This window comes from Streptomyces cinereoruber (assembly GCF_009299385.1).
GTDB classification, from domain to species: Bacteria; Actinomycetota; Actinomycetes; order Streptomycetales; family Streptomycetaceae; genus Streptomyces; species Streptomyces bikiniensis.
Map to the genome: position 1 here is coordinate 4,319,440 of NZ_CP023693.1, position 14,038 is coordinate 4,333,477.

At 72.8% G+C, this 14,038-nt stretch carries 21 protein-coding genes and 1 pseudogene; 12 read left to right on the forward strand and 10 right to left on the reverse strand.

Annotated features, from left to right (window positions below; all coding sequences use genetic code 11):
• Positions 1 to 11 precede the first annotated feature (11 nt).
• Positions 12 to 302 (forward strand): hypothetical protein, encoded by a 291-nt coding sequence (locus CP977_RS19400; protein ID WP_063915158.1) that lies wholly within the window; start codon positions 12 to 14, stop codon positions 300 to 302.
• Positions 303 to 373: 71 nt separating this feature from the next.
• Here CP977_RS19400 and CP977_RS19405 read toward each other — a convergent pair whose 3' ends face one another.
• From CP977_RS19405 to CP977_RS19425, 6 genes are all read right to left on the reverse strand, one after another.
• Positions 374 to 1,105, reverse strand: a complete 732-nt coding sequence (locus tag CP977_RS19405; RefSeq protein ID WP_229991417.1) for a hypothetical protein — start codon at positions 1,103 to 1,105, stop codon at positions 374 to 376.
• Between the two features lie 104 nt (positions 1,106 to 1,209).
• Entirely contained in the window at positions 1,210 to 1,884 is a 675-nt protein-coding gene (locus CP977_RS19410) for an HD domain-containing protein (RefSeq protein ID WP_062753175.1), read from the reverse strand.
• 37 nt (positions 1,885 to 1,921) lie between these two features.
• Entirely contained in the window at positions 1,922 to 2,455 is a 534-nt protein-coding gene (locus tag CP977_RS19415) for a cytochrome b (protein ID WP_062753173.1), read from the reverse strand.
• The gene (locus CP977_RS19420) at positions 2,452 to 3,492 is read right to left on the reverse strand and encodes a hypothetical protein (RefSeq protein ID WP_183953214.1); all 1,041 of its coding nucleotides are present in this window, start codon (positions 3,490 to 3,492) and stop codon (positions 2,452 to 2,454) included. Before CP977_RS19420 ends, CP977_RS19415 begins: the two co-directional genes overlap by 4 nt.
• 155 nt (positions 3,493 to 3,647) lie before the next feature.
• A complete protein-coding gene (locus CP977_RS34155; protein ID WP_162603028.1) occupies positions 3,648 to 3,815 on the reverse strand; it encodes a hypothetical protein in 168 nt (55 codons plus the stop codon).
• A gap of 65 nt (positions 3,816 to 3,880) precedes the next feature.
• On the reverse strand, positions 3,881 to 4,120 hold the full coding sequence (locus CP977_RS19425; protein WP_062753169.1) for a hypothetical protein: 240 nt from the start codon (positions 4,118 to 4,120) through the stop codon (positions 3,881 to 3,883).
• A gap of 166 nt (positions 4,121 to 4,286) precedes the next feature.
• Here CP977_RS19425 and CP977_RS19430 point away from each other — a divergent pair, with 166 nt between their 5' ends.
• The 6 genes and pseudogenes from CP977_RS19430 to CP977_RS19455 all read left to right on the forward strand — a co-directional run bounded on the left by CP977_RS19430 (position 4,287) and on the right by CP977_RS19455 (position 6,762).
• Positions 4,287 to 5,051 carry a helix-turn-helix domain-containing protein gene (locus CP977_RS19430; protein WP_229991416.1) on the forward strand — a complete coding sequence of 255 codons (765 nt, stop codon included), beginning with the start codon at positions 4,287 to 4,289 and terminating at the stop codon, positions 5,049 to 5,051.
• Positions 5,044 to 5,235 carry a DUF397 domain-containing protein gene (locus tag CP977_RS19435; protein WP_109185073.1) on the forward strand — a complete coding sequence of 64 codons (192 nt, stop codon included), beginning with the start codon at positions 5,044 to 5,046 and terminating at the stop codon, positions 5,233 to 5,235. Before CP977_RS19430 ends, CP977_RS19435 begins: the two co-directional genes overlap by 8 nt.
• 30 nt (positions 5,236 to 5,265) lie before the next feature.
• Positions 5,266 to 5,373: pseudogene (locus tag CP977_RS34870) on the forward strand (DNA-binding protein); the annotation flags it as partial.
• Positions 5,374 to 5,476: 103 nt separating this feature from the next.
• Positions 5,477 to 5,755 carry a PIN domain-containing protein gene (locus tag CP977_RS19445; RefSeq protein ID WP_062753163.1) on the forward strand — a complete coding sequence of 93 codons (279 nt, stop codon included), beginning with the start codon at positions 5,477 to 5,479 and terminating at the stop codon, positions 5,753 to 5,755.
• 66 nt (positions 5,756 to 5,821) lie between these two features.
• Complete coding sequence (locus CP977_RS19450) at positions 5,822 to 6,151, forward strand: DUF2087 domain-containing protein (RefSeq protein ID WP_152370556.1); 330 nt, start codon at positions 5,822 to 5,824, stop codon at positions 6,149 to 6,151.
• Positions 6,148 to 6,762, forward strand: coding sequence for a LysE family transporter (locus tag CP977_RS19455; RefSeq protein WP_152370557.1), 615 nt, complete (start codon positions 6,148 to 6,150; stop codon positions 6,760 to 6,762). The genes CP977_RS19450 and CP977_RS19455 overlap by 4 nt, the downstream gene beginning before the upstream one ends.
• A gap of 26 nt (positions 6,763 to 6,788) precedes the next feature.
• Here CP977_RS19455 and CP977_RS19460 read toward each other — a convergent pair whose 3' ends face one another.
• Complete coding sequence (locus CP977_RS19460) at positions 6,789 to 7,106, reverse strand: hypothetical protein (RefSeq protein WP_152370558.1); 318 nt, start codon at positions 7,104 to 7,106, stop codon at positions 6,789 to 6,791.
• 211 nt (positions 7,107 to 7,317) lie between these two features.
• Here CP977_RS19460 and CP977_RS19465 point away from each other — a divergent pair, with 211 nt between their 5' ends.
• Entirely contained in the window at positions 7,318 to 7,629 is a 312-nt protein-coding gene (locus CP977_RS19465; RefSeq protein WP_109185075.1) for a hypothetical protein, read from the forward strand.
• Between the two features lie 78 nt (positions 7,630 to 7,707).
• Here the strand turns inward: CP977_RS19465 and CP977_RS19470 are convergent, their stop codons facing one another.
• Both CP977_RS19470 and CP977_RS19475 read right to left on the reverse strand, forming a co-directional pair.
• On the reverse strand, positions 7,708 to 9,975 hold the full coding sequence (locus tag CP977_RS19470) for a heavy metal translocating P-type ATPase (RefSeq protein ID WP_152370559.1): 2,268 nt from the start codon (positions 9,973 to 9,975) through the stop codon (positions 7,708 to 7,710).
• 107 nt (positions 9,976 to 10,082) lie between these two features.
• On the reverse strand, positions 10,083 to 10,391 hold the full coding sequence (locus CP977_RS19475) for a cation transporter (protein ID WP_152370560.1): 309 nt from the start codon (positions 10,389 to 10,391) through the stop codon (positions 10,083 to 10,085).
• 222 nt (positions 10,392 to 10,613) lie between these two features.
• Here CP977_RS19475 and CP977_RS19480 point away from each other — a divergent pair, with 222 nt between their 5' ends.
• Positions 10,614 to 10,796, forward strand: coding sequence for a hypothetical protein (locus CP977_RS19480; protein WP_152370561.1), 183 nt, complete (start codon positions 10,614 to 10,616; stop codon positions 10,794 to 10,796).
• A 211-nt stretch (positions 10,797 to 11,007) separates the two neighbouring features.
• Complete coding sequence (locus CP977_RS19485) at positions 11,008 to 11,718, forward strand: copper homeostasis protein CutC (RefSeq protein ID WP_062753147.1); 711 nt, start codon at positions 11,008 to 11,010, stop codon at positions 11,716 to 11,718.
• A 44-nt stretch (positions 11,719 to 11,762) separates the two neighbouring features.
• Here the strand turns inward: CP977_RS19485 and CP977_RS19490 are convergent, their stop codons facing one another.
• Positions 11,763 to 12,353 carry a DUF2867 domain-containing protein gene (locus CP977_RS19490; RefSeq protein ID WP_152370562.1) on the reverse strand — a complete coding sequence of 197 codons (591 nt, stop codon included), beginning with the start codon at positions 12,351 to 12,353 and terminating at the stop codon, positions 11,763 to 11,765.
• Positions 12,354 to 12,479: 126 nt separating this feature from the next.
• On the opposite strand from CP977_RS19490, the gene CP977_RS19495 reads away from it, so the two are divergent.
• Together CP977_RS19495 and CP977_RS19500 are read left to right on the forward strand one after the other, a co-directional pair.
• Positions 12,480 to 13,127, forward strand: coding sequence for a TetR/AcrR family transcriptional regulator (locus CP977_RS19495; protein WP_104860679.1), 648 nt, complete (start codon positions 12,480 to 12,482; stop codon positions 13,125 to 13,127).
• A 10-nt stretch (positions 13,128 to 13,137) separates the two neighbouring features.
• Entirely contained in the window at positions 13,138 to 14,031 is an 894-nt protein-coding gene (locus CP977_RS19500; RefSeq protein ID WP_062753143.1) for an aminoglycoside phosphotransferase family protein, read from the forward strand.
• The last annotated feature ends 7 nt before the right edge of the window (positions 14,032 to 14,038 follow it).

The following is a 14,038-nucleotide window of genomic DNA, read 5'->3' on the forward strand; positions in this document are numbered from 1 at the left end:
GAAGAGGACCGATGAGTCTTGGTGTACGGGTGCTCGACGGCGGAAGGAGGATCCAGTCGGAGTTCGTGGACGACGACGAGCAGAGCCTCCTCCGGTTCTGTACCGGGGCGCCGGAGACGGCGGTCCGCTGGGGCGTGAGCCAGTGGCGTGAAACGCTCTTCAACTCCAAGCAGGCGTATCAGCTGATCCGCGAGATCGAGGAGACTCCCGCGGAGCTGATGACCCCCGTGCTCCGGCTCCTGCTGGAGGGAGCGCGATGGGCCCACCGGAGAAGCGGTTACCTCCAGTTCCTCGGTGACTGACGCAGTGCACGAGAACGCCCGGCCGGGAGCATCCCGGCCGGGCGTTTCGCGTGTGCGGAGAGGGCGGGCGCTCAGCCCAGCCGCTCCAACTGGGCCTTGACGACCGCCTCGGGGATCGCGCTCTTCTGCGGGGTCAGCATGTTGACGCCGTAGAAGACCGCGACCACGCCGTCCTCGCGGACCACGGTGTACGTCATGGTGACGTGCCGCTTCCCGACGACGTTGGTGATGCGGTAGCCGACGGACTCGTCGCCCAGGGCGGGGGCCTTCACCGGCTGGACCGCCTTGTAGGTCAGCCCGAGGGTCTTGAAGCCGCCGGGGCACTCCTTGAGGGAGGTGCGCAGTTCGGCCAGCACCTTCGCGGCGTTCGTCTCCGAGTGCGAGGCGAGCCACATCGAACCGATGGTGGCGTTCTTCGCCTCGGTGGGTTCGAGGGCGCGGTGCTCGACGCTCACCGCGGGGATGTGGGTGAAACCGCCGGCCAGGCTCGCCAGCGGCTGGCACTCGGCCTTGTCGGCCTTCATGTCACGGCCGGCCTCGACCTCCGCCTCGGCCACCTTCTTGGCCTCGAAGCCGTTCTCCTTTCCGGAGAGCGTGGCCTTTTCGAGGGCCTGCGGGGCCATCGCGCCTATCCGCTCCGCCTCGGCCGCGGCTTTCGCGTCCGCGCCGACCGCACCCGGAGTGCTCCCCGCGCTCGCCTTCGGCTTCTTCTCATCGGGGTCGGACGATTCGCCGCTGCACGCGGACACCGCGAGGAGGGACGGCAATACGACGGCAACGGGAAGGGCCTTGCGCAGTCTCATGTGGTGATTTCCTGGCGTCTCTCGCTGGCGAAGAATGAGCAGAATGATCTTACCGGCGGTAGGCGGCCCTTCTCATTACGTTTTGACGTCGGCCGGAGCGGTGTCTATTCCTTTCCGGACATTCCCGTCAGCTCCTTCAGCTCCCGTTCCACGTTCTCCCGCGCCTTCTCCTCCCACACCGCCGCCCCGTACGGCGTCCGGAAGAGCCGGGGCAGGTCGAGGAGGTGGCGCAGGACGGCGGCGCGGCCCTCGCGGAAGGCGTCGTCGGGGACGAAGCCGTACTCCTCGCGGACGGCCGCCGCGTACCGCGCGTACGTGTCGGGGTCGCTCGCCAGGACCGCGAGGTCCGCGTCGCAGAGGGTCTCGCCGTTGAGGTCGCCGTCGTCCGGGTCGTGGGTGACGGTCAGCCGGACCAGCCGGGCGACCTCGGTCACCTCGTGCGGGGTCAGGCCCGCCTCGGCGAGGGCCTTCTCGGCCAGGACCGCCGAGCGCTCCTCGTTCTCGGAGCGGTCGGGCCGGTAGACGGCGTCGTGGAACCAGGCGGCGAGCCGTACGAGCTCCAGCTCGCCGCCCTCCCCACCCTGGTCGGTCAGCTCGTCCACGCGGTCGAGGACCGCCCGCAGGTGGTCGACGGTGTGGTACCGGCGCTGCGGCTCGGCCCAGCGGGCGAGCAGGTTCCGGCCGTACGGGGCGGGGTCGGGCCCCTCGCGGCCGGCGCGGGCGGCGAGCAGGGTGGCGTTCCAGCGCCGGAGGAGCGCGGGGTCCTGGTCTGCGGTCATGGGGGCATTGTGCCCGCCGGGCGCGGGCGGTGTGTGGTCACAGCATGCGGCGCAGGAGCCGGTCGCGGTCGAAGAGCTGGTGCTTGAGGACCAGGCCGACGTGGCAGGCGAGCGCGGCGAGGAAGCACACCTGCGCGGTCACGTGCACCCACAGCAGGCCGTCGTCGTCCGAGGCGAGGAGGATCGCGCCGGTGACGGGGACGACGAACGTCAGCGCGTAGAGCGCGACCTCCGTGCGGTGGGCGAAGCGGCGCTCGAACGCCGTGAGCGTCGGCGCCCAGGGCGGCAGCTCGGTGTGTCGCCGCCACAGCAGCCGCGCCACCCCCAGCACGACGACGAGGGCCCCGACGAGCACGTGGACGGTCAGCAGGGCGTCCTCGCCGAAGGGCTCGTACCCGTCACCGCCGCGCCCCCGTCCCCGTCCGGGCTCCCCGCCCCGGCCCCGGCCCCGTCCGCGCCCGGACTCCGAGGCGTCCAGCGCGTACCCGACGGCGAACTGCGCGGCGAACGCGACCACGACGCTCCAGTGGAGGACCTTCGTGAGGGGCCGGTAGCCGGGGCTGCTGTTCATCGTCCCATCACAGCCCGTCCCGGCCCCTCCCGCACCGTGTCCGGGGGCGGGCACCCGCGCCGTGTCCCGGGCCCGTTCCCGGCCGTGCACTCCCGGCAGTACGCCTCGTCCGCGACGGGCCGGAACAGCATCGGCTGGGTGTGGTCGCCGGAGCATTCGCGCGTGCCTTGGAGCCGTGCGGACAGCCGGGGCCCCTCGGGCACCGGAGGCGGTACGTCGCGGGGCGGTACTTCGAGGGGCGGTACGTCGCGGGGCGGCACGTCCCGCAGCAGGTACCGGACCAGCCCGCCGGGCCGGTGCACGGGCGTCCCGTCGCCGGGCAGGCCGCGCAGCAGGTGCTCGTGGATGTCGGCGGAGGTGTGCCCGGCGTCGAGCCAGCGGGCGGCGAGGCGGGCGAGTTCGTCGCGCATGCCGGGCGGGATGCGGCGCAGGGCGGGGGAGAGGATCGGGAGGACGCCGACGAGGGCACGGGCCTCTTCGAGGGTCGGGGGCTCGTCGTGGGCGGCCGGAGCCGCCGCCTCGGCCGCTTCCACCACTTCCTCTGCCTCTGCCTCCGGCTCCGGCTCCTCCGGAAGGTTGGAGGTGTTCTCCCCGAGGTCTTCTTCTGGATGACCGCCGGTGGGCGGGCTCGCCGGTGAACCGACGGCCGGATTCCGGGTACCCGGTGCGACCTGCGGGTTCGCGGACGCCCGGTGGAGGAGGCGCGGGTCCCGGGCGAAGAACTTGGCGGCCTGTTCACAGCTCAACGGGACGTTGGAGACGATCTGTTGCGTCACCCACCGGCCGCCGACCACCTGCACCCGCCGCTCGTGCACGAACCCCTCCGCGATGAGCTGCCGCTTGGCCTTGGTGAACGCGTCTCCTCCGATCCCGGCCCGTTCGGCGGTACGGGAGAGGGTCTCGCGGGCGTTCTCGGGAAGGGAGAGCTGCCAGGTCAGCAGCCGTACGGCGTGGGAGCTGAGCCGGGGGTGCCGGATGAGCTCGTGCGAGAACTGGGTGAAGCCGCGCGAGGGCGCGCTAAAGTTCCGGTAGATCACGGTGGGACGCGTTCTTCCACTAGTGGTTCAGGCCCTCGCTGATGGGTCTCAGGTCATCGGCGGGGGCCGTTTTCCGCGAACGTATCGCAGTGGCATATGCCCGCACAGGCGCGCGGAGTGAAGACCGCCCATTCGTGTGACGCGCGGTCACATCATCATTCAGGCACGGGATGTGGCTTCCCCGGCGAGGTGCTGATGATCCGTACGGCTCCGCGCGGCGTCAGACTCGCGCGCTCCTCCGGGCTCGCCGCCCAGCACTGATCGGCCACCGCCTCCCACAGGTAGCCGCTGGGGCGGACCAGGACCAGCAAGTTCCCGTTCACAGAACGGACTTGCCCGGTGAGCGCCCGCTGTGCGTCGGTCACGACGTCGCCGACCCGGTAGTGCCTCACCGGCCGGCCGCCCGCGCGGTCCGCAGCAGCACGGCGAGCCGCTTGGCGCCGCCGATGCCGACGGTCCCGAGCCCGTACCGGTGGACGTCACCGGCGGGCCCGCGCGTGACGTCCCGGTAGAGCCCGCTCGTGGGGAGTCCGGCGGTCTCCATGGCGTCCTTGAGGTCGCGGTAGACACGGGTGGCCTCCGCCTCGGAGACGGGGCGGGAGGGGGGTGGGGGCAGGGGTGCGCTCATGGAGGGCTCTCTTTCTGATGGATCTCCTCCGGGACACCTTCACGATGGCGCGTGCGGGCCTACGCTCACCAGGAGTTGGGTTCCATTGCGCAGGTGGGGAACGGGGCATATGCCAGGGCGGCACGATCTAGAACCCGGTGACAGCGTCGAGCAGTACCTCGGGAACATGGTCCGTGAAGCCCGGCTCGCGCTCGGGCGCGAGTGGACGCAGACGTACCTGGCGGCGAAGGTCTTCAGCAGCACCACTCGGATCTCCGAGATCGAGCGGGGCGAGGATCCGCCGGACCGGGACCTGGCGAAGAAGCTGGAGGTCGTACTCCAGCTTGCGCCCGACTCCTTGGTGAACCTGGTGAAACTCGTGAGCCAGCAGAGCGTCCGCGACTACGCGAAGATCTATCTGCGCCGCCAGCTCGAAGCCACCGCCATTCACGAATTCTCCATCGTGGTACCGGGGTTGCTCCAGACCGCCGGTTACGCGCGCGGAGCGATGGAGGCCGGACTCGCGGGTGCTCCGAGCCTGATCGGTGATTACGTGCAGGGCCGTCTGGAGCGACAGATCGTTCTCGAACGGCCCGATCCTCCCTGGATGGTGACCGTTCTGGACGAGGCCTGTCTACGTCGTGAGACCGGGGGCAGGCAGGCGATGCGGGAGCAGATCGAGCACCTGCTCACCATGTGCGAACGCCCCAACGTGAACATCCAGGTGTTCCCCATGCGTGGTGTGCCCGTAGCCGGTTCCTTTGCGCTCCTCACCCTTCCGAAAGGCGATCGAGGCGCGTACACGGAGGGTTTCAGCACGGGCAGTTACACCGAGGATCGCACTGAGGTCCTGCAGTTTCAGCGGGTCTATGATCTCCTGCAACAGGATGCCCTGAGCGTCCGGGCGTCTCTCGAACTGATGCGTGCCATTGCGAAGGAACACGATGACTGAGACCTCTCCGAACTGGCACAAGAGCACGTACAGCGGCAACACCAACGACGCCTGCGTCGAGGTCGCCGACAACCTCCCCCTCGTCCACGTCCGGGACACCAAGGACCACGCCCGGGGCGAGCTGACCGCCGCCCCGGCCGCCTGGTCCGCCTTCACCGCGTTCGCGCGGACGCACACGGTCTGAGTGTCTTCGCGCGGGCAACGCACCGGTTCCGCGTTCATCGCGGCGGTTGCGGAGGCCGCTCTCCGTCAGCAGCGGCCCGTGGTCATCGACGACATGAGCAGGCTGTGCGGCGCCCGGGTGCGGCTCGTCCCGGTGTGATCCCGACGCGCCCCCTCGCCCGTTCGGCCCCGCCCCCGTGCGGAGCCCGGGGGCGGCTGGTCTCCTGGCCGGGAACCCTTCCCACGCGTACAGGAGCGACACCATGGCCGTCATCGTCACCGTCGAGATCCCCGGGGGGACCCGGGAGCAGTACGAAGAGGTCATGCGGCAGTTCGAGGGGGTCGACTGGTTCCCGGCGGACGGGCTCGTCGCGCACGCGGCCGGGCCCGACGGGGACGGGGGGTGGAAGGTCGTGGACTTCTGGGACTCCGAGGAGCAGTTCCTCGCCTTCGTGGAGCGGGCGCGGCCGATCATGGAGCGGGCCGGCATCTCGTCGATGCTGCCGACGGTGCAGCAGGCCGTGAACGTCATCCTGCGCTGACGGCGCACGCGGGACCGTCGAAAACCCTTTGCGGCGGACGGGTGCCGAGGACCAGGCTCTTCGTCCATGACCAGTCACCCCTCCTCCCCGCCCTCCGTCGCGGACCTCTCCGTCGCGGACCTGTTCGCCGCCGACGGGCGACTCAAGGCGATCCCGCGCCGGGCCGCCCGCCGCGAGGCGCTGCTCGCGCACCTCGCCGCGACCCTCTTCGAGGACGGCCGGACCTACCGCGAGCCCGAGGTCAACGAGGCGCTGAAGGGCGTGCACGAGGACTTCCCGGCCCTGCGCCGCTACCTCGTGACCGGCGGCTTCCTCTCCCGTACGGAGGACGGCGCCGCCTACCGCCGACAGCAGCGGGCCGGCACCCCGGGAGGCGCGATCCCCGCCGTCGCGTGACGGCGGACGCGGTGGTGGCCGGCCTGCTCGCCGGCTACGGCATCGCGATCCCGGTCGGCGCGGTCGGCGCCCACCTGGTGGCGGTCGCGGCCCGTTCCCCGTGGCGTACGGGCGCGGGCGCGGCGCTCGGCGTCGCCACCGCCGACGGGCTGTACGCCCTGCTCGCCGTCCTCGGCGGCACGGCCCTCGTCCCCCTCCTCGCCCCGGTGGCGACCCCGCTGCGCCTGGGCTCGGCCCTGGTCCTCGTCGCCCTCGCGACGCACTCCGCGCGGAGTGCCGTACGGGCGTACCGAAGCGGTACGGCCCCGGGACGGGCGCTCCGGGCCGCTCCCCGGCGCGCGTTCCTCGCCTTCCTGGGGATCACGGTCCTCAACCCCCTGACCGTGCTCTACTTCACCGCCCTCGTCCTCGGCGGCCGCCCGGCGACGGGCCCGGCCGAAGCGACCGCCTTCGTCCTCGCCGCCTTCGCCGCCTCCGCGAGCTGGCAACTCCTCCTGGCCGGCACGGGCACCCTCCTGGGCCGCGCCGTCACGGGCCCCCGAGGCCGCCTGGCGACGGCCCTCGCGTCGAGCGCGCTGATCGTGGCGCTGGCGGTGGGGGTGGTGGTCTGAGGGCGGGGCGTGAGCGGTCCGGCCGGTCAGCGGTTCCGTCGTGTCCCCGAGGTCAGGGCCGCCGCTCCCGCCAGTGCCACGAGCGCCCCCGCCGCCAGGAGGCCGCCGCGCGAGCGCCAGGACAGGACCGAGCCGACCGAGAGGGCCGAGCCGACCGATCCGGCGCTCGCCCAGGAGCCGATCGAGGCGAACGAGTGGGCGGAGCCGACCGATCCGACGGAGAGGAAGGAGCCCACCGAGCCGATGGAGAGCATCGAGCCCACGGAACCGATGGAGAGGAACGAGCCCCGGGACCAGAGGGAGAGGGACGAGGTCCCCGGACGGGAGCAGGGGTGAGAGGCCATGGGGCGATCCTAGGGACGCACCGGGAAGACCGCTCCCCGAACGCGCCTCGTCGCGAAAGCCCCCACCCCGAAGGTCCTTTGACCGGGCGAACGCGCCGGGTTACGTTGCCGGTACAGCCCGAAAGGCCCTGACCAGGCCGTTTCCGGGGCTGTACGTCGACCTGCGTACGGGGAGTGGAAGCGGATGCGCGCGGAAGAAGGAAGCGTCCCGGTGGCGGCACCGGAGGACGGTACGGCGGGGGGCGGTGCGCCGGAGAGCGGCACGGCGGACGCGGAGAAGCCGAGCTGGTACCTGACGAGTCTGCTCGTCGCGATCGTGTGCGCCGTGCTGAGGTTCGGCGGGGTCTGGTCCTGGTGGGCCCTCCTGTGGGCCCCGCTGCTCCTGTTCACCGTCGCGCTCGGGGTCCACGACTGGCGTCTCATGGCCCGCCACCGCCCACGCCTCGGCGCCTACGAATGGTTCGTGCTCGTCACCGCCCACCTCGGCGTCGCCGTCGCGGTCGCACGGATCGTCACGGGGTAGTACGCCCACGGGGCCGGGGCCGTCCGCTCCCGGACGGCCCCGGCCCCAAGCCCCGCACCCGTACGACACCCCCGTCCCTCAGCCCTCCGCCGCCCTGAACCCCCGCAGCCGCAGGCTGTTGCCGACCACGAAGACCGACGAGAAGGCCATGGCCGCGCCCGCGATCATCGGGTTGAGCAGGCCGGCCGCGGCGAGCGGCAGCGCCGCCACGTTGTAGGCGAAGGCCCAGAAGAGGTTCGAGCGGATCGTGCCGAGGGTCCGGCGGGAGAGCCGGATCGCGTCGGCCGCCGCCCGCAGGTCCCCCCGTACGAGGGTCAGGTCGCCGGCCTCGATGGCGGCGTCCGTGCCCGTGCCCATCGCCAGGCCCAGATCGGCCTGGGCGAGCGCGGCGGCGTCGTTCACGCCGTCGCCGACCATCGCGACCGAACGGCCCTCCGCCTGGAGGCGCTTGACGACGTCCACCTTGTCCTGCGGCATGACCTCCGCGATCACCTCCTCGATGCCGACCTCGGCGGCGACCGCCTCCGCGACCGCCCGGTTGTCGCCGGTGAGCAGGATCGGGGTGAGGCCGAGCCCGCGCAGCCGCCGGATCGCCTCGGCGCTGGTGTCCTTGACGGCGTCCGCGACCTCCAGGACCGCGCGCGCCTCCCCGTCCCAGGCGACGGCGACGGCGGTCCGCCCCGCCGCCTCGGCCGCGTCCTTCGCGGACTTGAGGCCGGCCGGGAGGGCCATCGCCCACTCCTCCAGGAGCTTTTCGCGGCCGACGAGGACCGCGTGGCCCTCGACCACGCCCTGCACGCCGAGGCCGGGGACGTTCGCGAAGTCCTCGGGGACGGGCAGGGTGCCGACCCGGTCGGCCGCGCCGGTGGCGACCGCCCGGGCGATCGGGTGCTCGGAGGAGTGCTCCAGGGCGCCCGCGAGCCGCAGCGCGTCCTTCTCGTCCACGTCGTCGGCGGTGTGGACCGCGAGGAGGGTCATCCGGCCGGTGGTGACGGTGCCGGTCTTGTCCAGGACGATCGTGTCGACCCGGCGGGTGGTCTCCAGGACCTCGGGGCCCTTGATGAGGATGCCGAGCTGCGCGCCGCGCCCGGTGCCGACCATGAGGGCGGTCGGGGTGGCCAGGCCCAGGGCGCACGGGCAGGCGATGATCAGGACGGCGACGGCGGCGGTGAACGCGGCGGTGAGGCCCTGTCCGCTGCCGAGCCAGAAGCCGAGGGTGCCGAGGGCGAGCGCGATGACGACCGGCACGAAGACGGCCGAGATGCGGTCGGCGAGGCGCTGGGCGGCGGCCTTGCCGTTCTGCGCGTCCTCGACCAGCTTCGCCATCCGGGCGAGCTGGGTGTCGGAGCCGACGCGGGTGGCCTCGACCACGAGCCGGCCGCCGGCGTTCAGGGTGGCGCCGGTGACGGCGTCCCCGACGCCGACCTCGACCGGGACGGACTCCCCGGTGAGCATGGAGGCGTCCACGGCGGACGAGCCCTCGACCACGGTCCCGTCGGTGGCGATCTTCTCGCCGGGCCGGACCAGGAAGCGGTCCCCGACGCGGAGTCCGGCGATCGGTACGGTGACCTCCCGGCCGTCCTTCAGGACGGTGACCTCCTTGGCGCCCAGCCGCATCAGGGCCTTGAGCGCGGCGCCCGCCTTCCGCTTGGAGCGGGCCTCGAAGTACCGGCCGGCCAGGATGAAGGCGGTGACGCCGGCGGCGGCCTCCAGGTAGATGTTCCCGGCGCCGTCGGTGCGGGCGATCGTGAACTCGAAGGGGTGCGTCATGCCGGGCATGCCGGCGGTGCCGAAGAACAGCGCCCACAGCGACCACAGGAACGCGGCGCCCGTACCGACCGAGATCAGGGTGTCCATGGTGGCCGCGCCGTGCCTGGCGTTGGTCCAGGCGGCCTTGTGGAAGGGCCAGGCGGCGTAGACGACGACCGGCGCGGCGAGCGTGAGGCTCAGCCACTGCCAGTACTGGAACTGGAGGGCCGGCACCATCGCCATGGCGACGACGGGGACGGCGAGGACGACGGCGGTGACGAGCCGCTGCCGGAGGGGGCGCAGCTCCTCGTCGGCCCGCTCCTCGTCGGCGTCGACGGCGTCGGCGGCCTCGTCCCTCGGGGGTTCGGGTTCGGCGGCGGTGTAGCCGGTGGCCTCGACGGTGGCGATGAGGTCGCCGACACCGACGCCCGCGCCCGCGTCGAAGGTGACCTTCGCCTTCTCGGTGGCGTAGTTGACGGTGGCCTCGACCCCGTCCATGCGGTTGAGCTTCTTCTCGATGCGGGCCGCGCACGAGGCGCAGGTCATGCCGCCGATGGCGAGCTCGACCTGAGCCGTGCCGGATGTCGTCGTTGCCATGGACTCTGCTCCTCGTGGGGTACGGGACGGGGTGCGGGGGTGGTCGGGTGCGGGTCCGGGGCCCGGGCGGGGCGGCGGGGTCCGGGCCCCGGGTGGACCGGGGCCGGTCAGGCGCGGCCGGTCAGCTCGTAGCCCGCGTCGTCGACGGCCGCGGCGATCGCGGCGTCGTCGGGCGCGCCGCCGGTGGTCACGGTCACCAGGCCGCCGGCGACGTCGACGTCCACGGAGACGACGCCGGGGAGCGCGCCGACGGCGCCCGTGATCGCGGTGCGGCAGTGGCCGCAGGTCATGCCGGAGACGGCGTAGGCGGTCGTGGTGTCGGTGACGGTGACCGTCTCGGCGACGGCGACGGCCGTGCCGCCCGCGCTCTCCGCGCCGGTCGAGCAGCTGTGGTCGGGGGTGCAGCAGGAGCCCATGGCTTTCTCCTCTGTCTCTGTCGTCCTCTGGCGTTTTCTGTCATGGATACCCTAGGGGGGTACCCGTTCCTGTCTCCATGTATACCCCCCTCCCGTATCCAAGGCAAGCGGATCGCGGGTTTGATTTGATACCCCCCGGGGGTATGGTGAAGTGCATAGGGCGGTCCGGTGCGCGACTGCCCGCGCCATCCACGGACGACCTGGACCCATGGGAGAACAGTCATGAACACCGGTGTGAGGATCGCCGCCTTTGCCGCGGCGCTCGCCGCGACCTTCGGGGCCGCGTACGGGGTCGGTGCGACCGTCGGCCCCTTCGACGCCCCCGCGAAGACCCCGGTGGTCGACGAGCGCACGGGTCACGAGGGCGGAGGGCACGCGGACCGGGAGGGGGCGGCGGGCATGTGAACCGGGGGGCGGCGGGCGTGTGGGCCGGAGGGTGCGGAGGCGCGGACGGCGTCCCCCGCGGTACGGTCGGCCCCCGCGGTACGGGCGGCCGGTTCCGGGGTACCCGTTTCCGCAGATGGTGAGGCCGAGCACGGTGCGGGCGGCCACGAGCACGGCTAGGCTGGTCATTGGACTAGACCTATAGCCGTCATTCATGGAGGAATGGGCTTCGATGAGCAACCGTGCAGTTCTTGAGGTGATCGCCCTCGACGAGCAGGACGCGGTCGCCGCCCAGACCGGCGGCGCCGACCGGCTCGAACTCGTCACCGACATGGCGGCGGACGGGCTCACCCCGTCCGGGGCCGGCTTCGCCGCGATCCGTGCCGCCGTCGACATCCCGCTGCGCGTGATGCTCCGGCTCGCCGACGGTTTCTCGGCCGGCGGTCCCGAGGGCGTCGACGCCCTCGTGGCGCGCGCCGCCGACCTCCGGGAGGCGGGCGCGGACGAGTTCGTCCTCGGCTTCCTCACCCCCGACGGCGCGCCGGACCTGGTCGCCGTCGAGCGGCTGATCGCCGTCCTCGACGGCTGCCGCTGGACCTTCCACCGGGCGATCGACCGCGCCGCCGACCGCGACGGCCTGCGCAAGAGCCTCGCGGACCTGCCGGGCCTGGACACCTACCTCACGGCCGGCTCCGCCACCGGCGTCGACGACGGCCTCGCCACCCTCAAGGCCGAGGCCGCCCGCACGGGCGAGCCCGGCTACGAGGCCCGCATCCTCGTCGGCGGCGGCCTCCGCCTCGACCACCTCCCCGAACTGCGCGCGGCCGGCCTCGACGCCTTCCACATCGGCGGCGCGGCCCGCCCCGAGGGCTGGACGGCCCCGGTCTCGGCGGCCGCGGTCCGCACGTGGCGCGAGGCGGTGGACGCGCCGCTGGAGTCCTGACGGGGGAGCCCTGACGGGCCGGTGCGTGGTCGTCGTACCCCTCGTCAGGAACGCCCCGCCGCCCGCTCCCGCCAGGCGCGTTCGAACTGGCGGGTCAGCGACGGGTAGACGATCAGGTACCGGAACGGCGCGATCAGGGACATGTACAGCCTCCCGAACCGCCCGTTGGCCTTCACCAGGACCGCCATCCGCAGCTCGTGGTCGCCGTCCGCCGCCTCGACCCACCCCAGGTGCATGACGGTGTGGACGGTCCTGTTCGCGAGCTCGCGGGCGCACTCGTCGGGAAGCTCGTACAGCGGGGTGAACGGGCTGCCGCCGGGCTCGGACCCCACCGTCCCGGTCAGCTCCTCCGGCATCCGCTCGCGCAGCGACCGCACCCGCGTCCCCAGGCCCGCCCGCGGATCGTCCCAGCCCAGCAGGGCGCCCAGCTTCCACCGCACCGAGAACAGGAACCGGGCCGGCGCCGACTGCCGCGAGAACCCGCCGTCCTCCACCATCGCGGCGAGCATCACGGGGAAGTCGTCGGGACCGGCGCCGGGCGTGCGGTAGGACCAGACGTCCTCGACCGCGAAGTCGTGGGCGTACGCGTGGATCCGCCACGGCCGCCGGGTGTGCTCCGAGACAGGAAGCTTCATGAGCCTGTACCGCCCTTCCCCTGGTGCGCGCTTTATACGCTGGCGTACAAAAGTCACGTACGACAACCATGCCAGGCCGGATGTACGGATGCGTATATTCGGCCGACGAGTGAGGTGGAACACACCGTGGGAGCTGCGCGCACACCCCGTGACCGCTGGGTCGAGGAGGGCCTGCGGGCCCTCGCCGACGGCGGCCCCGACGCCGTCAGGGTCGAGGCCCTCGCCAAGCGACTCGGCGTCACCAAGGGCGGTTTCTACGGGTACTTCGCCGACCGAGACGCCCTCCTCGGGGCCATGCTCGACACCTGGGAGCGGGAGGCCACCGACGAGGTGATCGACCGCGTCGCCCGCGCCGACGGCGACGCCAGGGAGCGGATCACCCTCGCCGGCATGCTCACCTTCTCCGGCGACCGGCTGCGCCCCATCGACCTCGCGGTCCGCGACTGGGCCCGCCGCGACGGGGCCGTCGCCGAGCGCCTGCGCCGGGTCGACAACCGGCGCATGGAGCTGCTGCGCGAGATGATCGGCAGCTTCTGCTCCGACCCCGACGAGGTCGAGGCCCGCAGCCTCGTCGCCTTCTGCGTCGCGATCGGCCACCACTTCCTCGCCGCCGACCACGAGGGACGCACCCGCCTCGAAGTCCTCGTCCGCGCGGGCGACTTGATCCTCGACCGACCACGGGAACGCACGGAAGCCACCCCGCCCCCGTCGCACACGGAAGCCCCCTCACCGCACGCGGAAAACCCTTCGTCCCCGCCGCACGCGGACAACTAGCCTCGCCCGCATGCCCGCTTCCCCCACCATGGATCCCGCCATCGACCCCGCCCTCGTCCGGCGTCTGATCGCCGCCCAGTTCCCCGAATGGGCCGGCCTGCCCGTGCGGGCCGTGGACTCGGCGGGGACGGACAACGCCATGTACCGGCTCGGCGACGACCTCGCCGTACGCCTGCCGAAGGCCGAGTGGACCGAGGGGCAGGCCGAGAAGGAGCGGTACTGGCTGCCGCGTCTCGCCCCGCACCTGACGCTCCCCGTCCCCGAGCCCGTCGGACACGGCGTGCCGGGGGAGGGCTTCGAGCGGCCCTGGACGGTCTACCGGTGGCTCGACGGGGACGACGCGTACGACGCCCCGATCACCGATCTCGCCCACGCCGCAGTCGAGTTGGGCCGCTTCGGCGTCTCCCTGCGCGCGGCGGACGCGACCGGCGGCCCGAGGTCCTTCCGGGGCGGCCCGGTCACCGACTGGGAGAAGGGCGCCATGGCCCCGGCGATCGCGGCCCTCGGCGCGGACGGCACGCTCGCCGCCGCCGCCGTCACCGAGGCCTGGGAGGCGGTGCTCCGGCTCCCGCGGTGGCGGGGCGCACCCGTCTGGGTCCACGCCGACCTGCTCCCCGGCAACCTCCTCACCCGCGACGGGCGCCTGCACGCCGTCATCGACTTCGGCGGCCTCGGCACGGGCGACCCGGCCTGCGACATGATGGCCGCCTGGTCGCTCCTCACCGCCGACACCCGCCCCCTCTTCCGCGAGGCCTCCCGCGTCGACGACGCCACCTGGGCCCGCGGCCGGGGCTGGGCCCTGTGCTGGGGCGTCGTCACCGAGGCGTACTACCGGGAGAAGAACCCGGTCCTGGCGTCCGTCGCCCACCGCACCCACGTCGAGGCCTTGGCGGACTTCCCCTGAGGGGCGG